The organism is Nocardioides sp. CCNWLW216 (assembly GCF_037120545.1).
GTDB lineage: Bacteria > Actinomycetota > Actinomycetes > Propionibacteriales > Nocardioidaceae > Nocardioides > Nocardioides lianchengensis.
Map to the genome: position 1 here is coordinate 793,130 of NZ_JBBBBJ010000001.1, position 25,178 is coordinate 818,307.

Genomic DNA, 25,178 nt, shown 5'->3' on the forward strand with positions numbered 1-25,178 from the left:
GGCGCCGTCCGGGCCGTTCGACCGGCCTGGGCACGAACTGTGGGCGGTCCGTGGAGAACTTGTGGATGGCCTGTTCGGGCCACCTCACACTAGAGATGACTCTTGTTCCTCAGCCCGTACGACGGCGCTCCCGCGGCTCGCCCAGCGACGGTGGTGCGTAGCCCCGGTCGGCGTCGTTGAGGGTCGTCCCGGGCGGCACGATCTCGTCGATCCGGTCCAGCACGTCGCGCGGCAGCGCGACCTTCTCGGCCCCGAGCTGCGACTCCAGCTGCTCCAGCGTGCGCGGCCCGATGATGGCCGACGACACCGCCGGGTGCTCGAGCACGAAGCCGAGGGCGAGGTGGATCAGCGAGATCCCGGCCTCGTCGGCGAGGTCCTGCAGCGCGTGCACCGCCTCCAGCTTGCGGCGGTTCTCGGGCAGCGCCGGGTCGTGGCGCGCCGGCTGGCGCCGGACCCGCGACGAGACCACGTGCTCGCCGGCCTCCCGCCGGTAGCGGCCGGTCAGCCAGCCGCCGGCGAGGGGACTCCAGGGCAGCACGCCCAGGCCGTGGCGCTGCGCGGTGGGGAGCAGGTCGCGCTCCACCTCGCGCGCGAGGATCGAGTACGGCGGCTGCTCGGTCACGGGCCGCTCGCGGTGCCGGCGCTCGGCGGTCCACTGCGCCTCGACCACCTGGGACGGCAGGAACGTCGACGTCCCGAGGTAGCGGATCTTGCCCTGGTGGACCAGGTCCGACAGCGCGGCCAGGGTCTCGTCGATCGCGACCTCGGGCCGGGGGCGGTGCACCTGGTAGAGGTCGAGGTGGTCGGTCCGCAGCCGGCGCAGGCTGTGCTCGACCTCGCGGATGATCCAGCGCCGCGAGTTGCCGCCCTGGTTGGGGTCGTCGTCGGACATCGCCCCGTGGAACTTGGTCGCCAGGAACACGTCGTCGCGGCGGCCCTGGAGCGCCTTGCCGACGATCTCCTCGGACTCGCCGCGGGAGTAGACGTCGGCCGTGTCGATGACGTTGATGCCGGCGTCGAGCGCCCGGTGGATGACCCGGACGGACTCGTCGTGGCTGGGGTTGCCCCAGGCGCCGAACATCATGGCGCCCAGGGTCAAGGGACTGACCTTGACGCCGGTGACGCCGAGGTCGCGGTAGGTGGAGAAGTCCGTCACGCGATCACCTTCTGGGAGGTCGGGGCGTACTGGCTCTCGGGCCGGGGGAGGCCGAGGTGGTCGCGCAGCGTGCGGCCGCCGTACTCGTAGCGGAACAGGCCGCGCCGGCGCAGCAGCGGGATCACCTCGTCGGCGAACAGGTCGAAGCCGCCGGGCAGGCAGGGCGGCATCACGTTGAATCCGTCGGCGGCGCCGTTCTCGTACCAGTCCTGCATCTGGTCGGCGACCAGCTCGGGAGTCCCGACGACCACCCGGTGCCCGCGGGCGCCGGCGAGACGGTGCAGCAGCTGGCGGATGGTCGGCTGCTCGCGGTCGACGATGTCGAGCACCAGCTGCGAGCGGCTGCTGGCGGCCCGGTCCCCACGGACGTCGACGACATGGCGGGGGAACGGCCCGTCGAGGTCGTACGACGACAGGTCGGCCCCGGTCAGCCGGTGCAGCTGCTCCAGCGAGTACTCCGGCTGGGTGAGCGCGTTGAGCTCGTCGTGGCGTTCCTGGGCCTCGCGCGTCGTCGAGCCGATGACCGGGCTGATCCCGGGCAGCACCTTCAGCTGGTGGGGGGCGCGGCCCTGCCGGCGGGCCCGCTCCTTGATGTCGCGGTAGAACTCCTGGGCGTTGCCGAGGGTCTGGTGGGCGGTGAAGACCGCCTCCGCCCACCGGGCCGCGAAGCCCCGGCCGTCCTCGGAGGACCCGGCCTGCACGTAGACCGGCCGGCCCTGCGGCGAGCGCGCGGTGTTCAGCGGGCCGGCGACGGAGAAGTGCGCGCCGACGTGGTCGATCGGGTGGATCCGGTCGGTGTCGGCGAACAGCCCGCTGGCCGGGTCGGCCACCAGGGCGCCGTCCTCCCAGCTGTCCCAGAGCTTCGTGACGACCTCGACGAACTCGTCGGCCCGGGCGTACCGCTCGGCGTGCACCGGGTGCTCGGCCAGTCCGAAGTTCCCCGCGGCCTGCGCGGCGCCGGTGGTGACGATGTTCCAGCCCGCCCGGCCACCGGAGAGGTGGTCGAGCGAGGCGAACAGCCGGGCCAGGTTGTAGGGCTCGTAGTACGTCGTCGACGCCGTGCCGATCAGCCCGATCCGGCTGGTCACCGCCGCGATCGCCGACAGCAGGGTCAGCGGCTCGAGGCGGAACCGGGAGGCGTAGCGGATGTTGTCGGCGAGCGACGGTCCGTCCGCGAAGAAGATCGCGTCCAGCTTCTCCTCCTCGGCCCGCTGGGCGAGCCGCTGGTGGAAGGCGACGTCGAGCACCGTCGACGGGTCGGAGTCCGGGTGCCGCCAGGCCGCCTCGTGGTGCCCGCCGGGATAGATGAACAGGTTGAGGTGCATGCTCACGACGCGACGCTCCGCACGATCTCGTGGTCGTCCTCCACGCCCAGCTCGGCCAGCAGCCGGGCGCGCAGGGCCGCGAACTGCGGGTCGGCCTGGGAGCGCTTGCCCACGATGTCGACCCGGATGTCCGAGGACACGATCCCGTCGTCCAGCACGATCACCCGGTCGGCCAGCACGATCGCCTCGTCGACGTCGTGGGTGACCAGCAGCACCGCGGGGCGGTGGGCCGCGCAGAGTCGCTTCAGCAGCACGTGCATCCGGATCCGGGTGAGGGCGTCGAGGGCGCCGAACGGCTCGTCGGCGAGCAGCAGCTGCGGCTCGCGGACCAGCGAGCGGGCCAGAGCAGCCCGCTGCTGCTCGCCACCCGAGAGCTCGTGCGGCCAGGCCCGCTCGCGCCCCTCCAGCCCGACCTCCGCGAGCGCCTGGCGGCCACGGGCGTCGGCGTGCTTCTCGCGCAGGCCGAAGACCACGTTGTCGAGGACCCGGCGCCAGGGCAGCAGCCGCGAGTCCTGGAAGACCACGGAGACCTGGTCGGGCACCTCCACCGACCCGGTGCCGGTCACGTCCCGGTCGAGGCCGGCCAGCGCACGGAGCAGGGTGCTCTTGCCGCTGCCGCTGCGCCCGATCAGGGCCACGAACTCGCCCGGCTCGATGTCGAGGTCGAGGCCGTTCAGCACCCCACCGGCCTTCGAGAAGCTCCGGCTCAGTCCTCGGACCCGCACCGCGGACCTGGTCAGCTCTCCAGCGTGCGACGCCATGTCAGTGCCTTCCTCTCGACGAGCCGGACCGCGCCGTCGGCCAGCAGGCCGAGCGCGGCGTAGAGCACCAGGCCGACGACGATGACGTCGGTCTGGCCGTAGCTGGAGGCCAGCGTGATCATGTAGCCGATCCCGCTGGTCGAGTTGACCTGCTCGACCACGACCAGCGCGAGCAGCGCCGAGGTGATCGCGAAGCGCAGCCCGAGCAGGAAGCCCGGGAGAGCGCCGGGCAGTACGACGCTGCGCACGAACTCGGCCCGGCCGACCCCGACGGTCTCGGCGAGCTCGGCGTACCGGCCGTCGATGCTGCGCAGGCCGTGGTGGGTGTGGATGTAGATCGGGACGATCACGCCGAGCGCGATGGTCACGATCTTCATCTCCTCGTTGATGCCCAGCCACAGGATGAGCAGCGGGATCAGCGCGAGGCTGGGGATGGACCGCTTGACCTGCACGGGGCCGTCCACGATCGCCTCGCCGAGCCGGGACAGGCCGGAGACGACCGCCAGCACCACCCCGATCGCCACCCCGAGGCCGAGGCCGAGGCCGGCCCGGGTCGCGGAGGTGACCAGGTTCTCCTGCAACCGTCCGCTCTCGATGAGGTCGCGGGCGGTCGCGACGACCGTCCACGGCTCCGACAGGGTGCGCGGGTCGAGGAGACCGGTGGCCGAGCCGACGCACCAGGCGACGACCAGCAGTGCTGGGCCGAGGGCGATGGCGAAGGGCACCCGGCGGCCCGGGCCGAGGCGCCGGTGGTGCACCCGGCGGTCGACGTCGACGGGGTCGAGGACGGGGTCGTCCAGCAGCGCGGTCATCAGGCACCGCCCCCCACGGCCTCGGCGACGACCTTCTCGAAGCGCCGGTCGTAGAGGTCGTCGAGGTCGAGCTGCTCGCGGTCCTGCTCCTTCGCGAGGAGGTCGGCGATCTCCTGGTGGCGCGCGATGAACTCGCTCCAGTCGGTCGGCACCTCGAAGGTGCCGAGCGCCGCCACGATCGCCCGCGCGTCCTCCTCGGAGAGGCCCTCGTGCTCGACGTAGAAGCCCTGCGCGAACTCCTCCGGGTGCTCGGAGATCCACTGCTGGGCGCGGGCCCAGAGGGCGACGTACTCCTTGATCGCGGCGGCCTTGTGCGCGTCCTCGATGACCTCGGTCGGCGCGTAGAGCGTCCACGCGTCGTCCCGGACGCCGGGGGAGAGGGTGGTGCCGCCGTCCTGCTCGTACTTCGCGAGGTACGGCGGGACCAGCGCCTGCCCCAGCGGAGCCACGTCGACCTGCCCGCTGCCGAGGGCGTTGACGTAGACGTCGTCGACGCTGGCGATCTCGACCAGCTCCACGTCGTCCTGGGTCAGTCCGGCCTCCTGCAGCACCCGGAGGACGACCGATCCCTGGGCCTGCCCGGGGGAGTAGGCGATCTTCTTGCCCTTCAGGTCGGCGAGCCCGGCGACCGCGACGCCCGGTGCGATCCCGAGCTCGTACGTCGGGTGCTCGAGCGGGTCCACCGTCTCGCGAGCGGCCACGACCTTGACGTCGGTGCCGGTCCACTCGGCGAACAGCGGCGGGATGTCGGCGACCGCGCCCACGTCGAGCGCGTCGCCGCGGAAGGCCTCCAGGGTCTTCGGCCCACCGCTGATGTTGGCCCACTCGACGTCGACGTCGAGCTCGTCGATCAGCCCGGAGAGCTCCAGGGCCGTCTGCGTCTGCGGGTCGCCGACGCGCAGCACGGTGTCCTGCGGCGCCTGGTCGGGCAGGGCGGCGGTGAGCCCGAGCCTCGGACCCTCCTCATCACCGCCGCACGCGGAGAGACCGAGCAGCGCGGTCGCGCAGGCCAGGGTCGCGACCAGGGTCGCGAACGGTCCGCGACGGGGGCGGCGGCGTGCAGAGGGCGGCTGGGGGGATGACATGGCTCTCCTTCGCGTAAAACGACAAAGTCGAGCAAATTAATACACATCTAGACCATGGAGACCAGCCGCGTCCACGCACCGGACCCCGGGGTCCGGTGTGGGAACGGCGGTGGGTCAGCGGGCGCGGACGGCCCGGGACGGGGTGCTGAGCGGACCCCAGCCGGCCCGGTTGCGGGCCTGCACGGCGAACCGGTAGCGGCCGGAGCGCAGCCGCAGCTCGGCGGTACGACGACCGGCCCCGAGCACGGCCGAGGTCTTGCTCCGGGTCGCCCGGCCCCGGGCGTCCAGCCGCAGGGCGACCACGCGGTAGCCCGTGACCGACGCGCCGCCGACGGTCGCCGGCGGGGTCCACTGCACGCCCGCGGTGATGCGACCGCCGCGCCGGCCGGCGTGGGAGGCGCGGACCCGCGCGGGGCCCGGCGCCGTCACGGTGGCCTTGGCGGGCTTCGGGGGCGTGGTGGGCATCGGGGCGGCCCCGACGAAGCCGGAGCAGGAGCCCGAGGGCTCCAGGGAGTAGGCCCCGAGGCTGCCGTAGTCGTCGTACCCCCGGGCCCAGGTGCCGTTGCCGACGCCGTCGACCTCGACGAAGAGCGGCCCGGAGGCGGCCGCGACGGAGACGGTGGCGTCGGTGCCCGTGGTGACGTCCCACGACGGCGTGCCGGTCCCGGAGGTGGGGTTGGCCGTGGCCACGGCGGCACCGGTGGCGTCGAGCAGCCGGAGCCGGAGATCCAGGTTGGGGCTGTTCGGGGCGTTGCGCCCGACGACCGAGACCGCACCCGTGCAGGTGCCGAGGCCGTAGACGTCGACGTCCGTGCGGTGCGAGATGTACGCCGTACCGCCGGGCAGGGTGGCCGCGGTGGCGACGGTGGACCCGGCCTCGTCGGCCCGCAGGGGCAGCCCGTTGCGGGTGATGACCGCGACGTCGTCCTCGCGGTTGTTCGCCTTCGCGTAGGAGCCCTGGCTCCACTGGGTCACGGCCTTCGGGTAGCCACCGCCGCCCATGATGGGGGCCCACATGCCGTGCCCGGAGTAGTACTCGGCCTTGTCGGTGCCGTCGTGGTGCAGGCCCAGCGTGTGACCGGCCTCGTGCGAGGCGGTCTCGGCGATGCCCTTGGCGAAGGTCGGGAAGTTGGCGGCGAAGACCCAGGCGGGCTGCAGTCGGTCGTGGGTGGTGCCGATCGCGTCGAAGCCGTCGAGGTACGCGACGCCGGCGCAGGCCTGGGTCGCCTTCGATCCACAGATCGCGTGGTGAGCCTGGGTCCCGGTGGTGATCAGCACCCGGGTGCCGAAGACGGAGTCGCCGGCGCCGGACCGGGCGATCGCGGCAGCACCCGGGTCCTGGGTGGTCACGTCGACGTCGAAGGGCGCGTAGTCCTCGGCGACCCGCTGCCACACGTCCTGCACGATCGCGCGCTCCTCGGAGCTGAAGGCACTGGAGCGGTCGATGCTCCAGCCCGGCTGCTTGGCGTCGACGCCATGCTGTCGGACCCAGTCGCTGCCGGCGACGGAGCCGCCGTCGAAGTCGAGGAAGATCGTGCGCGCGGAGCCGGGCTTGCTGTGCAGCCGGAACGTCTGGTCCAAGGCGTACGGCGTGCTGGCGCCGTCCGTCGGGGCGAGGGTGGGCGCGAGATCCGGGAGCACGTCGCGGTAGAACACCCGCCCGTCGGTGTCGACCCACGCCGTCGAGTCGTCGAGCAGCAGCTCGCGCAGCTCGTCCGGGCCCTGGCCGTTGAGCCGGGCCGCGTCGTCGAGGTCCCCGCCCAGCGCCCGCACGGCGGCGACGCCGTTCACGGCCCGGTCGAGCGAGACCGTGCCGTCATCGGCGCCGGCGACCCCCGCGGCGAGCGGGACGGTGGTGGCGGTCAGGGTCAGGACCAGGCACCCCAGCAGGGACGCGCGGTGTGACGGCATGCAGAAGCTCCTCGAGGACGACCGGTGCCCTCCCCATCGGCGCACCGTCCACCAGGATGAGGGGAGTTGGCCCCCTCCCGCCGACGAATGCGGCGAGAGTGGCCACGCTCACCCCGCGGCGGAGCCGGCGGTGCCCGCGACCGCGACCGTGGCGCACCACCGGTCCGCCCGCCCGAGCAGCTCCTCCCGCGACGTCGTGGCCGGGGCGCTGAGCGCGCACGAGAGCCACGCGTCGCCGAACAGGCCGCGGTAGGACACCTCCCGACCCCCGTCGACCGGGCAGACGACCGCCACCGAGGGCACGCCGTACGCCGCGGCGCCGGGGAGCCGGCGGCAGCCCTCGCCGCGCTGCGCCGCCCGGACCAGCCGTGCGGCGCGGTCGGTGGTCACGGGCGGTGCGAAGACCCAGCCGCGGGCCCGACCGCCGTCGGCGGCGGTCCAGGTGCAGCCGAACTCGTGCGCCACGTCGGTGAGGTCCCCGGCGAGGAGGACCTGCTCGCCGTTGTCGTACGACGTGGTGTCCGTCGGCTCGGCGCCGAGCGCCTCGACGACCTGCGCGGGGGCGACGCCGGCGCAGAACCCGGCCCGGCTCGCGGCGAGCGTGGTGGTGTCCAGGTCGGCCAGGGTGACGCTCGGTGCGACCTCCGGTACGGCGGCGTCGCGCTCCGCCGGGCCGACCAAGGCCACCCCGGCGCCGACGCTCGCCGCCGTCGCCACCACGGCGGCGAGGAGGGAACGGACGAGCGTGGGCACGCCCACACAGTAGAGACTTGTCGTTCAGGGTCCCCGCGGTCCTCAGGTTGCTCGCGTACCGTCCTGTGGGTGATTCGCTTCGAGAAGGTCACCAAGTCGTACCCCGGCACGGGCAGCCCGGCGCTCGACCAGGTGTCGGTGGACATCGAGAAGGGCGAGTTCGTCTTCCTCGTGGGGACCTCGGGCTCCGGCAAGTCCACCGCCCTGCGGCTGGTCCTGCGCGAGGCCCGGCCGACGACCGGCCGGGTCTACGTCGCGGGCAAGGAGATCAACCGGCTCGCCAGCTGGAAGGTGCCGCGGCTGCGGCGCCAGATCGGCACCGTCTTCCAGGACTTCCGGCTGCTGCAGAACAAGACGGTCAGCGAGAACGTCGCCTTCGCCCTGCAGGTGATCGGCCGCTCGCGCACCGACATCCGCAACCTCGTCCCCGAGACCCTGGAGATGGTCGGACTCGACGGCAAGGGCGACCGGATGCCCGACGAGCTCTCCGGCGGTGAGCAGCAGCGCGTCGCCATCGCCCGCGCGTTCGTGAACCGGCCGATGATCCTGATCGCCGACGAGCCGACCGGCAACCTCGACCCGACCACCTCGGTCGGGATCATGAAGCTGCTCGACCGGATCAACCGCACCGGCACGACCGTGGTGATGGCCACCCACGACCACGGCATCGTCGACCAGATGCGCAAGCGCGTCGTCGAGCTCGACCACGGCCGGGTGGTCCGCGACCAGGCCCAGGGCGTGTACGGCTTCCAGCACTGAGCCTGATCCCAGCACCGCCGTCCCGCGCCCGCCGTACCCCTCGCTATCCAGGAGTCCACCCCACCTCATGCAGCTGCGCTACGTCTTCACCGAGCTCGGACAGGGGCTGCGTCGCAACCTGTCCATGCACGTCGCCGTCGTCCTGACCCTGTTCGTCTCCCTGACCCTGGTCGGTGCCGGCGTGCTGCTGCGCGACCAGGCCGGGCTGGTCGAGGAGAAGTTCGGCAACGAGTTCGAGATCGCCGTGACGCTGTGCCGCGACAACGACCGGAGCAACCCGGCCTGTGCCGCCGAGGCCGACCAGGCCCAGATCGACGCGATCCAGGAGGTCGTCGACGCCAGTCCCGAGGTCGAGAGCTCGCGCTTCGAGACCAAGGAGGAGGGCTTCGAGAAGCTGAAGAAGTTCTACGACGCCGACTACCTCGAGGGTCCGAACGCCGCGATCACGGCCGACGACATGCCGCAGCAGATCTGGGTCACCCTGAAGGACCCCCAGCGCTACGAGGGCATCGTCAGCTCGGTGCAGGGCCTGGACGGGGTCGCGGCGATCAACGACCAGCGCGAGGCCGCCGAGCCGATGTTCGAGACCATCAACACGCTTCGCGACGGCTCGCTCCTGGTCGCGCTGATCCTGGTCGTCGCCGCGCTGCTGCTCGTCGCCAACACGATCCGGCTGGCCGCCTTCGCGCGGCGCAAGGAGATCGGCATCATGCGTCTGGTGGGCGCCTCCACCATCTACATCACGCTGCCCTTCCTCCTGGAGGCGCTGGTGATCGCCGCGATCAGCGTGGTGCTGGCCGGGGGAGCGCTCGCGGCCCTGATCCAGTTCGGCATCCAGGGACGGCTCGCGGACTCGCTGGAGTTCATCCCGTGGATCACCTGGTCGGACTCGGTGACCGCCGCGATCGTGGTCGGCGTGACCGGGCCGCTGCTCACGCTGCTCCCGACACTCCTGCTGACGCGCAAATACATCAAAGTCTGATCCGCGCGGGTTACCGTCGCTGCGCCCTCTTCCCCGACCTGAAGGCAGACCCGGTGCGCTACTTCCCCAGCGCCTCGCGCCCCCGCCTGTCCGCGGCCGTCCTGGCCTGCGCACTCGCCATCGGCGCGATGGCCGTCCCTCTGGCCCAGGCCGCCGACGACGACCTGAAGGGCAAGCAGGACAAGGTCGAGCAGCAGATCGAGCACGCCCACGACGACCTCGAGCACTCCAGCAAGGAGGTCCGGCGGGCCACCGCCCGACTGGAGGCTGCCCAGGCCAAGCTGGACGCCGCCGAGGACGCGTACGCCGTCGCCCGCGCCAAGCTGACCGCGGCCCAGGCCCGCGACACCGAGCTGCGCACCAAGCTCGCCGCCGCCGAGCAGCGGCTGACCGAGGCCCGCGCCGACCTGACCGCGGGGGAGCAGGCGGTCAAGGACCAGCGCGCCCGGTTCGTCGATCGCGTGACCGGCCTCTACGTCAAGGGCGACCCGCGGCTGCTGGGGCTGTCCTCCATCCTGGCGGCGAACGACCCCAACGACCTGCTGCGGCGTGTCCAGGCCAACGACACCGTCATCGCCAAGGAGGACGCGGCGTACGACGAGCTGCGCAGCATCGAGGTGCTGCTCCGGGTGCGGGAGACCCAGGTCGAGGACGCCCAACAGGCCGTTGCCGAGCAGCAGGCCGCCGCGGCCGCGCACGTCGAGACCATGGAGACCCTCACCGCGGGGGCCGCCACGGCCAAGGAGCAGGTCGCCGGGCTGTTCGCCGACGCCCGGGCCGCCCGCCGTGAGGCCGGGGCCGCCCAGGAGCGTGACCGCCTGGTGCTGCGCCAGCTGAAGAAGCGCGAGGCCAGGATCAAGCAGCAGATCCTCGCGGCCGCACGCCGGGCCGCCCGCCGCGGCGGCGGCTACACCGGGGAGAGCGACGGCTTCCTCAGCTCGCCGGTCAAGGGCGCGCGGGTGACCTCGCCGTTCGGCTACCGCGAGCACCCGATCTACCACTACTGGGGCCTGCACGACGGCACCGACTTCGGCGCCGGCTGCGGCACCCCCCTGCGCGCGGTCGCCGACGGCACCGTGATGCAGGCCTACTGGTCCTCGGTCTACGGCAACCGCCTCTACGTCAACGTCGGCCGGGCCAACGGGAAGTTCCTGACCGCCGTCTACAACCACGCCACCCGCTACACCGTCGGCCCCGGCGAGCGCGTCCGCCGCGGCGAGGTCATCGGGTACGTCGGCTCCACCGGCTGGTCCACCGGCTGCCACCTGCACTTCACGGTGCTGGCCAACGGCGACCCGGTGAACCCGATGGACTGGATCTAGCCCCACCGCCCGCCCGGTGATTGAGGAGGTTGCGCAGCAACCGTCTCGAAACCTGGTGGGCCGTACGTCGGGCCTGGATCGGGGTGGGTGCGTGGGCTTGCGGGGGTTTCGGGACGGGACTTCGTCCCTCCTCAACCACCGGTGCCGACCGGGGCAGGACGTGGGGCGGTCTCTAGGGTGGTCGGCGTGACCGAGCCGAGCAGCGAGACGCGACGTGTCGTGGCGGTGGTGGTCACGTTCAACCGGCTGACCCTCCTGGAGGGGCTGCTGGAGCGACTGACGGAGGTCGAGGGGCTGGCCGAGGTGCTGGTCGTCGACAACGCCTCGACCGACGGCACCGGCGCCTGGCTCGCGTCGTACGACGACCCGCGCGTGCGGGCCCGCACGCTCCCCGAGAACCGCGGCGGAGCCGGCGGCTTCCACCACGGCCTGGCCTGGGCGGTGGAGCGCGGGGCCGACCTGGCCTGGCTGATGGACGACGACGGGCTGCCGGACGAGGACTGCCTGGCCACCCTCCTGCGCGAGACCGACCTGGACTTCTGGGGCCCGGTCGTCGTCGACCAGGACGACCCCGAGCGGCTGGTCTTCCCGATCCGGCTGCCCGGGTCGACGAGCGTCGCGCACCGGGTGCCGGACGTGGAGCGGGCGGCCCGCGGCGGCCGGCTCGACGGCATCGTCATCCCGTTCAACGGCGTCCTGGTGACCCGCGCGCTGGTCGAGCGGATCGGCCTCCCGCGCGAGGAGTTCTTCATCTGGGGCGACGACCACGAGTACCGCCTGCGCGCCGAGGCCGCCCACGCGCGGATCGCCACGGTCCCCGCCGCCCGGGTCCGGCACCCGAGCGTGGGGGAGCTCGGCACGCCGATGGCGTTCGGGCGGACGACGTACAACCACAGCCCGAGCGACCTCAAGCACTACTGCATGGCCCGCAACAACCTGGTCAACCTGCGCACCTACCGCGGCTGGCCGCACGCGCTGGCGTTCGTCGCCAAGACGCTGTGGTTCTACACCTTCACCCGCCCCAGCCCGGCCCGGATCGCCCTCAGCGCCCGAGGCATGTACGCCGGCCTCCGCGGCGACTTCACCGGCCACGGGAAGTACCTGCGATGACACCCGAGACCGTCGCCGTCGTCGTCGTCACCTACAACCGCGCGGAGCTGCTGGAGGGGATGCTGGCCGGCCTCGCCGCGCTCGAGCGGCTCCCCGACGGGATCGTGGTCATCGACAACGCCAGCACCGACCGCACCGCGGAGGTGCTGGCGGCGGCCACCAACCCGGGCCTGGTCGTGCTCCGCACCGACGAGAACCTCGGCGGGGCGGGCGGCTTCCACCTCGGCGTCCAGATCGCCTTCGAGAAGGGCTTCGACCGGCTCTGGCTGATGGACGACGACGTCGTCCCGGCCCCCGACTGCCTGGGCGTGCTGATGGCGACCGACGAGCCCTGCCTCGCGGCGGTCCGCGAGGACCGCCACGGCCGGCTGGTCGAGAAGGCAGCGCTCCGCTTCGACCTGCGCAACCCGCTGGCGATCAAGCCCAAGACCGCCATGGTCGAGACGACGTACGGCGAGCGTGGTCGGATGCCGGCCCGCGTCGAGCTGGAGAACGTCGCCTTCGAGGGCTTCCTGGTCCGGCGCGAGGTGATCGAGCGGGTCGGTCTGCCGGACCCGTCGTACTTCATCTTCTACGACGACGTGGACCTGGCGATCCGCGCGCGCCGGGCCGGCTACCGGATCTGGGGCATCCGCGACGCGGTCCTGGTGCGCCAGCTCGACTTCGACCAGCAGCACGACCTGGCGGGCTGGAAGGGGTTCTACATGTACCGCAACCTCTTCGTCGTGCACTTCCGGTACGGCGAGAACCTGCTCGTCCGGCTCAAGCCGTGGCTGGTCGTGGCGATGGTCGTGCTGCTGAGCCCGGTCCGCGGCGGACGGGGCGAGGCGGTCAACGTGATCCGGGCCATTCGCTCGGCGCGGGGAATGCGGGCGCTCCCGCCGTCGTCCGTAGACTGACGGATCGTGTCCACCGCTCTCACCGCCCCATCCGACCTCCCCGACCTGGTCGTCGTCGGCTCCGGCTTCTTCGGCCTGACCGTCGCCGAGCGCTGCGCGACCGAGCTCGACCTGAAGGTCCTGGTCCTGGAGCGGCGCCCCCACCTCGGCGGCAACGCCTACAGCGAGATCGACGCCGAGACCGGCATCGAGGTGCACAAGTACGGCACGCACCTGTTCCACACGTCGAACACGAAGGTGTGGGAGTACGTCAACCGCTTCACGGCCTTCACCGGCTACCAGCACCGGGTCTTCGCCAGGTACCAGGGGCAGGTCTACTCCTTCCCGATGAACCTGGGCCTGATCAACCAGTTCTTCGGCAAGGCGCACACCCCCGACGAGGCCCGGGCGCTGATCGCCGAGCAGGCCAGCGAGATCGCCACCCAGGACGCGACGAACCTGGAGGAGAAGGCGATCAGCCTGATCGGGCGGCCGCTCTACGAGGCGTTCGTGAAGGGCTACACCGCCAAGCAGTGGCAGACCGACCCCACCGAGCTGAGCCCCGACATCATCACGCGGCTCCCGGTCCGCTACACCTTCGACAACCGCTACTTCAACGACACCTACGAGGGGCTCCCGGTCGACGGCTACACCGCGTGGCTGACCCGGATGGCCGACCACCCGAACATCGAGGTCCGCCTCGAGACCGACTTCTTCGACGTGGCCGACGACTACAAGGGCCAGGTGCCGATCGTCTACACCGGCCCGGTCGACGAGTACTTCGGCAACTCCGAGGGCCGCCTGTCGTGGCGCACCATCGACCTGGAGGCCGAGACCCTCGACGTCGACGACTTCCAGGGCACCGGCGTGGTCAACGCCAACGACCCGGACCTGCCCTACACCCGGACGCTGGAGTTCAAGCACCTCCACCCCGAGCGCACCCACCTGCCCGGCAAGACGATCGTGGTGCACGAGTACAGCCGCTTCGCCGAGGAGGGCGACGAGCCGTACTACCCGATCAACACCGCCGAGGACCGGGCCACGCTGCTGAAGTACCGCGAGCTGGCCAAGCGCGAGCCGCTGGTGCTGTTCGGCGGTCGTCTGGGGACGTACAAGTACCTTGACATGCACATGGCGATCGGCTCGGCGCTCTCCATGTTCGAGAACAAGCTCAGGCCGCACTTCGCGGAGGGTGCCCCCCTGACGAGCGGAGGAGTCGACGAGTGAGCCCCGGACGAGTCACCGACACCACAGCACCGCCGACCGTGCGGCGGGTCCTGCAGCGGCAGATCATGCCCGCGGACCGCGACCTCGACGTGCTGCCGCTGTACGTCGACCCGGACCCCGCCGTCCTCGACGCCGACAAGTACAACGTCGGCGGCAACAAGGGCGCGAAGGAGGTCAACAAGGCCACCCTGCGCCAGCAGGTCAGCTCCGGGACGACGATCGACCCCGACCAGATCGTCGACCGCTTCGCCGTCCGCGTCGAGCACGGCAACCGGCTCTCGTTCGGCAGCTACTTCAACGCGTTCCCGGCGTCGTACTGGCGGCGGTGGACGATCGTCGACGAGGTGCGGCTGAGCGTCGAGCTCGAAGGTCGCGGCTCGAGCGTCACCGTCTACAAGTCGATGGCCAACGGCCGCTCGCAGCGCGTCGCGTCCCAGCAGGTCGACGAGGGCGCCGCGGGCGGGACCTTCGTCTTCGACCTGTCGCTGCGACCCTTCGTGGACGGCGGCTGGTACTGGTACGACGTCACGGCCGGTGACGAGGACGTCGTCGTCCGGGCGGTGTGGGACGCCGAGGTGCCCGCCGACCGGGCCGAGCCCGGCTCGGTCACGGTGACCATCACGACGATGAACCGGCCCTCCTTCTGCGCCGACCTCGTGGGCCAGCTGGGCTCGGAGGAGGACGTGCTGGGTGTCCTGGACGCCGTGCTCGTCGTCGACCAGGGCACCGAGAAGGTGCGCGACCACGCCGCCTTCCCCGCCGCGGAGAAGGCGCTCGACGGCCGGCTCCGGGTGATCGAGCAGGGCAACCTCGGTGGTTCCGGGGGCTATGCCCGCGGTCAGCTGGAGACGGTGCGGGCCGGCACCTCGACGTACGCCCTGATGATGGACGACGACGTGGTCTGCGAGCCGCAGAGCATCCTGCGCGCGGTGACCTTCGGCGACCTGGCGCGCCGGCCCACCATCGTCGGCGGCCACATGTTCAGCCTCTACTCGCGCTCGCGGCTGCACAGCTTCGGCGAGATCATCCAGACCTGGCGCTGGTGGTGGATGACCCCCGAGCACGTGCTGGCGGAGTGGGACTTCGGCGCCCGCAACCTCCGGTCGACCCGCTGGCTGCACCGCCGCGTGGACGTGGACTTCAACGGCTGGTTCATGTGCCTGATCCCGCGCCAGGTCCTGGACGAGATCGGCCTGTCCCTGCCGGTGTTCATCAAGTGGGACGACAGCGAGTTCGGCGTCCGCGCGAAGGCGGCCGGCTACCCGACGGTGACGTTCCCCGGCGCCGCGGTGTGGCACGTGCCGTGGACCGACAAGAACGACGCGCTGGACTGGCAGGCCTACTTCCACCAGCGCAACCGGATCATCGCGGCGCTGCTGCACTCGCCGTACAAGCACGGCGGCCGTCTGGTCCAGGAGAGCGTGAACCACACCATCGCTCACCTGGTGTCGATGCAGTACTCCACCGTCGAGCTGCGCCAGCTCGCGCTCGAGGACGTGCTGGCCGGTCCCGACAAGCTGCACGAGGTGCTCCCGCACCGGCTGGGCGACGTCAACACGTTCCGCAAGCAGTACGCCGACGCGCAGCTGCAGCCCGACCCCGACGCGTTCCCGCCGGTGCGCCGCAAGCCCACCAAGCGCGGGCACAGCGAGCTCGAGGTCCCGAGCAAGCTCTCCCAGCTGATCACGGCCGGCCTGATGCCGCTGCGCCAGCTGCGGAAGCCGCGGGCCCTGTCGCGGGAGTTCCCGGAGGCGGAGATCGCGGCGATGGACGCCAAGTGGTACCGCATCGCCCGCTACGACTCGGCGGTCGTCTCGATGCCCGACCAGACCTCGGTGGCGCTCTACACCCGCGACCCGGAGCTCTACCGCGACCTGCTGAAGCGGATCACGGACCTGCACGTCAAGCTCTACCGCCGGTGGCCCGAGCTGGCCGCGGAGTACCGCGCGAAGCTGCCCGAGATCACCTCGCCCGAGGCCTGGGACCAGACCTTCGCCCCCTGGACGGGTGGCGACGGAGAGAAGGCAGGCGAACGATGACGACGTCCAGCGTCGCCGAGCGGCACGACCTCGAGCACGTCCCGCTCACCTCCCCGGCCAGCACCAGCGGGCTGCTGGAGGTCTTCCGCAAGCGCTACCTGCTCCGGCTGATGGTGCGCCGCGAGCTGCAGGCTCGCTACGCCCGCTCCCTCTTCGGGCTGGCCTGGTCCTACATCAACCCGACGGTGCGGTTCTTCACCTTCTACTTCGTGTTCGGCATCGTGCTGAACCGCGGCGCGAACCTCGAGAACTTCGCCATCCACCTGTTCGCCGGGATGGTGATGGTCCACTACTTCACCGAGACGGTGACGTCGGGGACCCGTTCGTTGCTCAGCAACAAGGGCGTCGTGCAGAAGATGGCCATGCCGCGCGAGCTCTTCCCGTTCGCGTCGATGCTGGTCTCGCTCTACCACACGCTCCCGCAGGTGCTGATCCTGAGCACCGCCTGCCTGGTCACCGGGTGGCACCCCGACCCGGTCGGGTTCCTCGCCGCCGGGCTCGGCTTCCTGATCATGATGCTGTTCGGGACGTCGCTCGGGCTGATGTTCTCGGTGTTCAACGTGATCATGCGCGACTTCGGGCGGATCACCCAGACCTTCATCAACATGATCCCGTTCATGGTGCCGATGATGTACCCGTACTCCCTGATCGAGGAGCGCTTCGGCGGTGGCTGGGTGCACACAGTCGTGATGGCCAACCCCGTGGCTGAGGCGGTGCTGCTGATGCAGCGCTGCTTCTGGTTCACCACCACCGACGACGAGGTCTACACCACGTCGTTCCCCGACGACCTGTGGCTGCGCGGCGGCATCATGGCCCTCGTCGGGATCGCGCTGATCTTCGTCGCCCAGCGCATCTTCTCCCGGCTGGAGGGTCGGGTCCCGGAGCTGATCACGTGAGCGTGACCTCGATCGTCGTGGACGACGTCTCCAAGCAGTTCTCGCTGCAGTACCACCGCACCCTGAAGAAGATGATCATGGCGAAGATGCGTCGCCAGCAGATCAGCGACACCTTCATGGCCCTCGAGAACGTATCGTTCGAGGTCCCCCAGGGGCAGTCGATCGGCCTGATGGGCCTCAACGGCTCCGGCAAGAGCACCCTGCTGAAGCTGATCAGCGGGGTGATGAAGCCCGACAGCGGCCAGGTGCTCACCCGCGGCCGGGTGTCCGGGCTGATCGCGACCGGCGCCGGGTTCCACCAGCAGCTCACCGGCCGAGAGAACATCTACATGAACGCCGCCATCCTCGGCATGAGCGAGGCGGAGACGAACGAGAAGTTCGACGACATCGCCGCGTTCGCCGACGTCGGGCGCTTCCTCGACACCCCGGTCGGCAACTACTCCTCGGGCATGTTCGCCCGGCTCGGCTTCTCGGTGGCCGTGCACGTCGACTGCGACATCTTCGTCGCCGACGAGGTGCTGGCGGTGGGGGACCGGCCCTTCAAGCGCAAGTGCATCGCGCGCATGCAGGAGATCCGCGAGAGCGGCATCACGATGTTCTACGTCTCCCACTCCGCCGGCTCGGTCCGCCGGATGTGCGACCGGGTGATCGTCCTCGAGAAGGGCCGCGTCGGGTACGACGGCCCGGTCGACCAGGGCATCCGCTACCTGCACTACGACGGCTCCGACGAGGGCGAGCCGGACGCCGAGGAGGCCCTCGACGAGGAGCTCGCCTCCGATATCTGAGTGCCTCGCGCCTGAGCTTGCTCAGGCGCGGATGAGGCGCCAGGTCGAGTAGCCGACGGGGCGTGTCGAGACCAAGATCTCGCTCCCGCGAACACCTCACCGAGCATCCACCGAAACGCCGGTCTGCCGCGCATCAAGCGCGGCAGACCGGCGTTTCGGCGTCTCCGCACGCCCTACCGGCTTGACAAATCTCGAATCTCCCGGCGTGTCGACTGGAAATTACACGATTGTAGTTACTCAGTTTGCCTTCCTCGCGGCCTGTTACTCATGTGAAAGTTGCGTCACGTGTGAACTTCCCCGCGCACTAGAAGGACCCCCGCATGCCTGCTTCCAAGACCCGTTTCGTCACTGCGTGCCAGCAGCTGCTGGCGCTCGCTGTCGTCCTCGCCGTCCTCACCCCCGCCGCCAGCGTCGTCACGCTCGACGTGGTCCACACCGACCCCGGGACGTCCGCGTCGGCCGCCCCGGTGAGCGCGCTCGCGGCCTACACCGCGGAGTCGGCCCAGTCGTCGCTGGTGCCGACCGGTCCGGTGGAGGCCACGGTCGACGAGGTCCCGCTGACCGCGCCCGCCACGGCCGTCGTGGGTCGGGCTACCGCCCGCGCGGCGACGGCCACGCCGACGGCGCAGGCCCGTCGTACCGCTGCGCCGGCGGGCAAGACCACCCTGGTCAGCCTCCCGCAGGAGGTCACCGGCTACGGCACGGTCGGCGTCACCTGGGCGCACGGCACCCAGATCGCCGAGGACGCCATCACCGTCCAGGCCCGGCTGCTCGACGACGGCGTCTGGTCGGAGTGGAAGCCGCTCGTCTACCACGACGAGCACGCCCCCGACCCCGACAGCCGCGAGGGCCGGCGGGCCCGGCCGGGCACCGACGAGCTGATCGTCGGCGACGTCGACCAGGTCCAGGTCCAGGTCACGTCGGCCGCCGCCACCCTGCCCGCCGACCTGAAGCTCGCGGTCGTCGACCCGGGCGTCGCGACGGGCCAGGAGCGGGAGAAGGCGGCCATCGACACCGGCACGCTGGACGAGCCGACCTCCGACCCGGCGACCGACCCCGTGGTCGACCCGGAGGCGGGTGCCGAGGACGGCATCAAGCTGCAGGCCGCGAGGTACACCCCGAGGCCGACCATCTACTCGCGGGCCCAGTGGGGTGCCGACGAGCGGCTGCGCGACAAGGGCTCGCTGCGCTACTACGAGGTGCACGCCGGCTTCGTCCACCACACGGTCAACGCCAACGACTACACCCGGGCGCAGGTGCCGGGCATCCTGCGCAGCATCTACGCCTACCACACCAAGTCCCGGGGCTGGAGCGACGTCGGCTACAACTACCTCGTCGACCGGTTCGGCCGGATCTGGGAGGGCCGCGCGGGCGGTGTCGACCGGCCCGTGGTCGGGGCGCACACCCTGGGCTACAACGACTACTCGTTCGCGATGTCGGCGATCGGCAACTACGACGTGGCCCAGCCGAGCTCGGCGATGGTCCAGGCGTACGGCGCGCTCTTCGCCTGGAAGCTCTCCCTGCACGGGGTCTCGGCCGCCTCGACCCGCCAGGTCGTCGGCTCGAAGACCTTCCAGGCGATCAACGGGCACCGCGACGCGGGCTCGACCGCCTGCCCGGGCAAGTACCTCTACGCCCAGATCCCCAAGATCCGGGCGCTGGCGGCAGCGGCCCAGCAGGGGTGGAGCGGGCGCGAGCTCGAGTCCAACCTGGCCCGCACCGCCCAGCCGGACCTGGTCGTACGACGGGCCTCCGACAAGCAGATGGTCGTCTGGCCGATACGGCTGAGCAAGGCCGGCAGGACGTCGATGGGCAAGCCCATCGCCACCGGGATCAACGTGTCGCGGGCCAACCTGCTCCTCAAGGGCGGCGACTGGAACCGCGACGGGTACGGCGACGTGATCATGCGGCGCAAGAACGGTGTCGTGGTCCTGTTCCTGGGCGACGGCCGAGGCAAGTTCCCCAAGAAGGTGCGGCTGGCCGGGAAGGCCTTCAAGGGCGTCACGCTGGTCACCGCGGTCGGGGACATGACCGGGGACGGCTTCCCGGACCTGATGGGTCAGTACCAGGGCAAGATGTGGATCTGGCCCGGACGCGGTGCCGCCGCGCTGGCCGCGCCGTACGTCGCCTACAAGGGCATCAGCGCCACCCAGCAGGTCGGCGCCGGTCGCTGGGACGCCGACGGCGCTCCCGACACCCTGATCCGCCGGGGGACGAAGCTCTACTCGATGGCGGGGAACGGGCCCGGCGGGCTGACGGCGGTGCGAGCCGTCGCGGGCGGCAACGTCAAGCCCTACGACTGGGTCGTCGGCATCTCGAACGTCACCCTGGCCGGGCACACCGACGTCGTGGTGCGCGAGCGTGCGACCGGCCGGCTCTACCTGCTGAAGGGAGCCACGACCGGGGTCGCGGCCCGTCAGCTCATCGGGGCGGGGGCCAACGCCTACGACCTGGTGGGCTGACGCCCGCCCGGTCCACGATCAGTCCTGGTCGGCGGTGCGTGGGAAGCGTGCCGTGGCCCGCTCGGCGACGTACGTCGTCTCGAGCCGCTCCGGCACGGCGCGCGCGACCAGGACCACCGAGCCGCTCCTCGCGAGCGGCTCGGCGAAGGAGGCGATCCCCGGTGGGGAAGCCGGGTTCGCCTCCGACAGGAGGCGGCCGCCGTCGGTGAGGTGACTCCCGGCGGCGGCCGCCTCCCACAGCTCGGTCTGGGTGGTGGTGCCGTCGGCCCACGCGAGGGCGTCGTCCTCGCCGGTGGCCGGGTCCCAGGGGATGTACGAGTCCGGCTGCGACCAGATGTCGACGCCCACGTCATGGACGCCCGCAGGCAGGGCCTCCGCGAACCGGACGCCCATCGGCCGCAGCGAGCAGGCCAGCACCGGCAGCTCGTCCGCGCGCGGGGCCCAGCGCTCGAGCGTGTCCGGCCCGCAGACCACCGCGTCCGGGTCGTCGGCGTCGGTCACGACCAGGCCCGCCGTCCAGGCGGCGCCCAGGAAGACCGGCCCCAGCCAGTGCGCCGGCAGGTCCACCCGCAGTCGGTCCCCGCGCTCGAGATCGTGCTGCTCCACGAGCAGCGACGCGGCCTTCGCGACCCAGTTCGCGTAGGTCGTCACCGACAGCTCGACCCGCTCGTCGGTGGCGTGGTCGTAGAAGGTCACCAGGGGGCGGCCGGGGTCGCGGCGGAGCAGGTCCGCGAGCAGGTGGGAGAAGGTGGTCACACCGGCCAGGCTAGGCGGGTCCTCGCGGCGTCGTACCCCTAGGCTCCTCGCCATGACGAGCGCCAGCGACCCGGTGACCGCGATCGACGGCTTCTGGGCGGTGATCCCCGCCGGCGGAGCCGGCACCCGGCTGTGGCCGCTGTCCCGGTCGTCGTCGCCGAAGTTCCTGCGCGACCTCACCGGCAGCGGGCGCTCGCTGCTCCAGGAGACGTACGACCGGCTGGCGCCGCTGGTGGGTGATCGGTTCCTGGTCGTCACCGGTGCCGCGCACCGCGACGCGGTCGCGGACCAGCTGGACCGGCTGGAGGACGGCTCGATCCTCGCCGAGCCCTCGCCGCGCGACTCGATGGCGGCGATCGGCCTGGCCGCCGCGCTGCTGGAGCGCTCCGACCCCGACGCCGTGATGGGCTCGTTCGCCGCCGACCACGTGATCGCCGACCAGGCCGCCTTCGGCGCCGCAGTCGCCACCGCGACCGCGGCCGCGCGTGACGGCTGGCTGGTCACCCTCGGGATCGATCCCACCTTCCCGTCCTCGGCCTTCGGCTACATCCACCTCGGTGACGGCCTCGACGGCCACGACGGCGCCTATCGGGTGGTCGAGTTCGTCGAGAAGCCCTCGACGGAGGTCGCCGAGAGCTACCTGGCGACCGGGCGGTACCGCTGGAACGCCGGCATGTTCGTGGTCCGCCCCACGGTCCTGCTCGACCTGCTCGCCGAGGGCGACCCGGCCTTCGCGGCCGAGCTGCGCGCCATCGCCGCCGACCCCTCGCTGCTCGACGAGGCCTGGCCGCGACTGCCGAAGATCGCCCTCGACCACGCCGTCGCCGAGCCCGCAGCCGCGGCCGGCCGGGTCGTCACCGTCCCCGCCTCGTTCGGCTGGGACGACATCGGCGACTTCGACTCGCTCGCCACCCTGCTCGCCGACCCCTCGGTCGCCACCACCGTCCTCGGCGACGACGCCCTCGTCCACGCCCTCGACTCCACCGGCCTCGTCGTCCCGCGCACCGGCCGGACCATCGCCGTGGTCGGCCTCGACGACGTCGTCGTCGTCGACACCGAGGACGCCGTGCTCGTCACCACCCGGGCCCGGGCCCAGGAGGTCAAGCAGATCGTGGCCGCGCTGAAGGAGAGCGGGCGGGCCGACCTGACCTGAGGCGGTCCCTTGCCCAGGTGGCGGGGTGCGGGCCGGGCTCGCGTTACAGCTGCGCCGGCCTGTGGGCCGCCGCCAACGGAACACGGCCCCGGTGGCAGCGCCACCGAGGCCGTGTACCGGGCCGAGGGACGTCCTACTGGACGTTCGGCTCGGGGGAGTCGAGGTAGGGGTAGTCGAGGGTGAACTTCTCGAAGGCGGCACCCGAGACGTCGCCGCAGTACTGCCAGACGCCGACCTGCTTGGTCGTGTCGGTCTCGCCGGCGCCGCCGACGGACCAGTGGGTGAAGGCGACGTGGGTGTCCTTCGGGAACTCGCCGCCGCTCTCCTTGTCGTCCTCGGCCGTGAACGGCGCGACGATGACCTTCTGGCGGAAGTTGCCGGTGCCCTGGTACTTCGCGGCGATCGCGCGCAGCTCGTCCATCGCGTCGCCGTCCTTCGCGATGGTGTCGTCGTACCAGATGATGTTGTAGCCGTGCTCGAGGTTGTGCACGAGCGACTCCAGCTCGGGCCGGTCCTCCTTGGTGTAGAACTTCCGCTCGAACGGGGCGGGCGAGCCGATCGCGTTCCAGTGGGAGCCGAAGGCCGGCGGGGAGTGGTCGTAGGTGACCTGCTGGGTCTCGGGGACGTGGTCGCCCGAGCCCTCGGCGCTGACCGTGGTGACCTTCTGGCACGTGTCGGCGGCGGCGCCGATCTCGTCGAGGGCGACGTCGGAGTAGGCCCGCTCGTCCCACTTGTCCTTCAGGGGGCCGTAGGCGGCGGCGCCGATGATGAGCAGCGCGATCACCGCGCAGACACCGACGATGGCGAATCCGCGGCGCTTCTCGGCGCCCTTCTGCTTCTTGCGAATCTCGTCGATGACCGCCTGACGGTCGGACTTGGCGGACTTCGGGGTCTTGGCCACGGCTGAGCATTCCTCGCGGTCGGGTGGGTACGGTGACGGCAGCCGCGTTCCCCGCGAAGGGCGCCCGGCGGTGTCCAGCGGCAGAGTCTACGGACTGAGCGGTCGGAGCCGTGCAACGGCCGAGTCCTGGTCGGCCAGGACCTCCCAGCCGTGGGCGAACGCGAGCGCGGCGACCTCCGGTCCGGCGGGTACGGCGATCCGCAGCCCGCCGTCCTGCGGACGGGACTGGGCGCCGGTCACGAGCAGCAGCGCGGCCGCCAGCTCGTCGGCGCTCGCGGGTGCCCCGAACGGGGCTCGGTCGGCCGGGTCGCCGGCCAGCGCGCGGATCACGGCCTCGCGGGCGCCGTACCCGAACAGGTCGCCGCCCTCGGGCCGGACCAGGGCGCGGGCGCCGGGCCCGTCCTCGCCCGGGGGCAGCACCAGGTCGGCGCGGCCGCGGACCAGCGCGAACGGGCGGCCGGCGAGCTTGCCCTGGGCGAGCTCGGCCGCGCCGGCGAGCTCGTCGGCGACGGCGGGTGCCGTGACGGCCAACGGGTTGCCGTGCGGATCGGTGCGGCCGGCGTACTCCTCGGCGACCAGCAGGCCCGCGGCGCCGACGGCGATGTCGGTCTGTCCCTCGCGCCAGGCCCGTCCGGCGGTGTCGGTGACGACGACGCCGACGGTGCGGCCGGTCCGCTCGTGGACGCCGGCCCGCAGCGCCCGGGCCGAGGCGTCGGGGTCGAGGGGGAGGAGCACGATCGAGCCGAGCTCGACGTTGGAGGCGTCGATGCCGGCCGCGGCCATGGTCAGGCCGTGGCGGGTGCGGACGATCGTGGTCGGTCCGCGTCGGGCCACGACCCGGACCGTCTCGCCGGCCAGCGCCTCGTCCCGGTCGCCGGTGCGGACCCGGCCCTCGGCCTTGCTCACGACCTTGCTGGTGACCACCAGGACGTCGCCGTCGCGCGGATCGAGGGCGGCCAGCAGCAGTGCGACCAGGTCGTCGCCCGCGCGCACCTCCGGCACGCCGTCGGGGGCCAGGACCTCCAGCCGGTTCACCGGCGGACCAGCTCCACCGCCGCCGCCGCCATCGCGGCGGTCGCGTCGTGGTCGGTCATCATCAGGGGTACGGCGGCCGCGGCCAGCCCGGCCTCGTGCAGCCGGTCCAGCTGGTCGGCGTCGCGCTCGTCGACCAGCCAGCCGTCGAGGACGCCGCCGGCGCTGCGTGCGCCGTAGTGGAGACCGACGGCGGCGGCGCTGACCTCGACGCCGATCGAGGTCAGCATCTGCTCGGCCATGCCGCGCACGTGGCTCGCGCCGACGATGGGGGAGAGGCCGACCACGGGCGCGCTCGTCGCGGCGACCGCCTCGCGGATGCCGGGGACGCCCAGGATGGTGCCGACGCTGACGACCGGGTTGGAGGGCGGCAGCACGACCAGGTCGGCACCGGTGATCGCCTCGACGACCCCGGGGCCGGGCTTCGAGTCCTCCAGCCCGACGAACAGGACGGTCTCGGCCGGGACGGAGGCACGCAGGCGCACCCAGTACTCCTGGAAGTGGACGACCCGGCGGCCGCTGGGGGAGTCGGGGTCGGCGATCGCCACGTGGGTCTCGACGCGGTCGTCGGTCATCGGGAGGAGGCGGACGCCCGGCTGCCAGCGGCGGCAGAGCGCCTCGGTCACCTGCGAGAGCGGGTAGCCGGCCTCGAGCATCTGCGTGCGGACCAGGTGGGTCGCGACGTCGCGGTCGCCGAGGCCGAACCAGGTCGGCTCCACGCCGTACTCGGCGAGCTCGGTCTTGACGCTCCAGGTCTCCTCGCGGCGGCCCCAGCCGCGGTCGAGGTCGATGCCGTCGCCGAGGGTGTACATCACCGTGTCGAGGTCGGGGCAGACCTTCAGGCCGTGCACCCAGATGTCGTCGGCGGTGTTCGCGACCACGCTCACGCGCGCGTCTGGAGAGACACCGGGCAGGGCGCCGGAGGCGATGCCGTGGAGGAGCCCCTGCAGGAAGCGAGCGCCCCCCATGCCCCCGGACAGGACCGTGATGTTCTGCATGGGCCTACTCTCCCTCACCGCGCCGTCCCGTACGGCGCCGGGACCACCGCCGGCCATACCAGATGCGCGCTTGAC

Annotated in this window: 22 protein-coding genes; 11 read left to right on the forward strand and 11 right to left on the reverse strand. The window is 71.9% G+C overall.

Annotation, left to right across the window (positions count from 1 at the left end; all coding sequences use genetic code 11):
* Positions 1-109: 109 nt before the first annotated feature.
* The 7 genes from V7S47_RS03755 to V7S47_RS03785 all read right to left on the reverse strand — a co-directional run bounded on the left by V7S47_RS03755 (position 110) and on the right by V7S47_RS03785 (position 7,803).
* Complete coding sequence (locus V7S47_RS03755) at positions 110-1,156, reverse strand: aldo/keto reductase (RefSeq protein WP_336560323.1); 1,047 nt, start codon at positions 1,154-1,156, stop codon at positions 110-112.
* Complete coding sequence (locus tag V7S47_RS03760; protein WP_336560432.1) at positions 1,153-2,481, reverse strand: LLM class flavin-dependent oxidoreductase; 1,329 nt, start codon at positions 2,479-2,481, stop codon at positions 1,153-1,155. The genes V7S47_RS03755 and V7S47_RS03760 overlap by 4 nt, the downstream gene beginning before the upstream one ends.
* Positions 2,482-2,483: 2 nt before the next feature.
* Positions 2,484-3,242 (reverse strand): ABC transporter ATP-binding protein, encoded by a 759-nt coding sequence (locus V7S47_RS03765; protein WP_336560324.1) that lies wholly within the window; start codon positions 3,240-3,242, stop codon positions 2,484-2,486.
* Positions 3,218-4,054, reverse strand: coding sequence for an ABC transporter permease (locus V7S47_RS03770; RefSeq protein WP_336560325.1), 837 nt, complete (start codon positions 4,052-4,054; stop codon positions 3,218-3,220). The genes V7S47_RS03765 and V7S47_RS03770 overlap by 25 nt, the downstream gene beginning before the upstream one ends.
* Positions 4,054-5,139: an ABC transporter substrate-binding protein gene (locus V7S47_RS03775; RefSeq protein ID WP_336560326.1), complete on the reverse strand. Its 1,086-nt coding sequence runs from the start codon at positions 5,137-5,139 to the stop codon at positions 4,054-4,056. Before V7S47_RS03775 ends, V7S47_RS03770 begins: the two co-directional genes overlap by 1 nt.
* Positions 5,140-5,253: 114 nt before the next feature.
* Positions 5,254-7,050, reverse strand: a complete 1,797-nt coding sequence (locus V7S47_RS03780) for a hypothetical protein (RefSeq protein ID WP_336560327.1) — start codon at positions 7,048-7,050, stop codon at positions 5,254-5,256.
* Positions 7,051-7,158: 108 nt separating this feature from the next.
* Positions 7,159-7,803, reverse strand: a complete 645-nt coding sequence (locus V7S47_RS03785) for a hypothetical protein (protein WP_336560328.1) — start codon at positions 7,801-7,803, stop codon at positions 7,159-7,161.
* Positions 7,804-7,872: 69 nt separating this feature from the next.
* On the opposite strand from V7S47_RS03785, the gene ftsE reads away from it, so the two are divergent.
* From ftsE to V7S47_RS03835, 10 genes are all read left to right on the forward strand, one after another.
* Positions 7,873-8,562 carry a cell division ATP-binding protein FtsE gene (gene ftsE / locus V7S47_RS03790; RefSeq protein ID WP_090850551.1) on the forward strand — a complete coding sequence of 230 codons (690 nt, stop codon included), beginning with the start codon at positions 7,873-7,875 and terminating at the stop codon, positions 8,560-8,562.
* Between the two features lie 67 nt (positions 8,563-8,629).
* The gene (gene ftsX, locus V7S47_RS03795; RefSeq protein ID WP_090850553.1) at positions 8,630-9,544 is read left to right on the forward strand and encodes a permease-like cell division protein FtsX; all 915 of its coding nucleotides are present in this window, start codon (positions 8,630-8,632) and stop codon (positions 9,542-9,544) included.
* A gap of 53 nt (positions 9,545-9,597) precedes the next feature.
* Positions 9,598-10,866, forward strand: a complete 1,269-nt coding sequence (locus V7S47_RS03800) for a M23 family metallopeptidase (RefSeq protein ID WP_090850555.1) — start codon at positions 9,598-9,600, stop codon at positions 10,864-10,866.
* 186 nt (positions 10,867-11,052) lie between these two features.
* A complete protein-coding gene (locus tag V7S47_RS03805) occupies positions 11,053-11,976 on the forward strand; it encodes a glycosyltransferase family 2 protein (protein ID WP_336560329.1) in 924 nt (307 codons plus the stop codon).
* Positions 11,973-12,875 (forward strand): glycosyltransferase family 2 protein, encoded by a 903-nt coding sequence (locus V7S47_RS03810; RefSeq protein WP_336560330.1) that lies wholly within the window; start codon positions 11,973-11,975, stop codon positions 12,873-12,875. The genes V7S47_RS03805 and V7S47_RS03810 overlap by 4 nt, the downstream gene beginning before the upstream one ends.
* A 6-nt stretch (positions 12,876-12,881) precedes the next feature.
* Complete coding sequence (glf, locus tag V7S47_RS03815; RefSeq protein WP_336560331.1) at positions 12,882-14,081, forward strand: UDP-galactopyranose mutase; 1,200 nt, start codon at positions 12,882-12,884, stop codon at positions 14,079-14,081.
* Positions 14,078-16,120, forward strand: coding sequence for a glycosyltransferase (locus tag V7S47_RS03820; protein WP_336560332.1), 2,043 nt, complete (start codon positions 14,078-14,080; stop codon positions 16,118-16,120). The genes glf and V7S47_RS03820 overlap by 4 nt, the downstream gene beginning before the upstream one ends.
* Positions 16,117-17,016: an ABC transporter permease gene (locus V7S47_RS03825; RefSeq protein WP_336560333.1), complete on the forward strand. Its 900-nt coding sequence runs from the start codon at positions 16,117-16,119 to the stop codon at positions 17,014-17,016. The genes V7S47_RS03820 and V7S47_RS03825 overlap by 4 nt, the downstream gene beginning before the upstream one ends.
* Before the next feature lie 2 nt (positions 17,017-17,018).
* A complete protein-coding gene (locus V7S47_RS03830; RefSeq protein ID WP_336560334.1) occupies positions 17,019-17,801 on the forward strand; it encodes an ABC transporter ATP-binding protein in 783 nt (260 codons plus the stop codon).
* Between the two features lie 320 nt (positions 17,802-18,121).
* The gene (locus V7S47_RS03835) at positions 18,122-20,263 is read left to right on the forward strand and encodes an N-acetylmuramoyl-L-alanine amidase (RefSeq protein WP_336560335.1); all 2,142 of its coding nucleotides are present in this window, start codon (positions 18,122-18,124) and stop codon (positions 20,261-20,263) included.
* A gap of 18 nt (positions 20,264-20,281) precedes the next feature.
* Here V7S47_RS03835 and V7S47_RS03840 read toward each other — a convergent pair whose 3' ends face one another.
* Positions 20,282-21,019: a TIGR03089 family protein gene (locus V7S47_RS03840; protein WP_336560336.1), complete on the reverse strand. Its 738-nt coding sequence runs from the start codon at positions 21,017-21,019 to the stop codon at positions 20,282-20,284.
* Between the two features lie 52 nt (positions 21,020-21,071).
* On the opposite strand from V7S47_RS03840, the gene V7S47_RS03845 reads away from it, so the two are divergent.
* On the forward strand, positions 21,072-22,172 hold the full coding sequence (locus tag V7S47_RS03845) for a mannose-1-phosphate guanylyltransferase (RefSeq protein ID WP_336560337.1): 1,101 nt from the start codon (positions 21,072-21,074) through the stop codon (positions 22,170-22,172).
* Positions 22,173-22,305: 133 nt separating this feature from the next.
* Here the strand turns inward: V7S47_RS03845 and V7S47_RS03850 are convergent, their stop codons facing one another.
* The 3 genes from V7S47_RS03850 to cofD all read right to left on the reverse strand — a co-directional run bounded on the left by V7S47_RS03850 (position 22,306) and on the right by cofD (position 25,103).
* Positions 22,306-23,073, reverse strand: a complete 768-nt coding sequence (locus V7S47_RS03850) for a DUF3105 domain-containing protein (protein WP_090850571.1) — start codon at positions 23,071-23,073, stop codon at positions 22,306-22,308.
* Between the two features lie 87 nt (positions 23,074-23,160).
* A complete protein-coding gene (cofE, locus tag V7S47_RS03855; RefSeq protein WP_336560338.1) occupies positions 23,161-24,108 on the reverse strand; it encodes a coenzyme F420-0:L-glutamate ligase in 948 nt (315 codons plus the stop codon).
* A complete protein-coding gene (cofD, locus tag V7S47_RS03860) occupies positions 24,105-25,103 on the reverse strand; it encodes a 2-phospho-L-lactate transferase (RefSeq protein WP_336560339.1) in 999 nt (332 codons plus the stop codon). The genes cofE and cofD overlap by 4 nt, the downstream gene beginning before the upstream one ends.
* Positions 25,104-25,178: the final 75 nt, after the last annotated feature.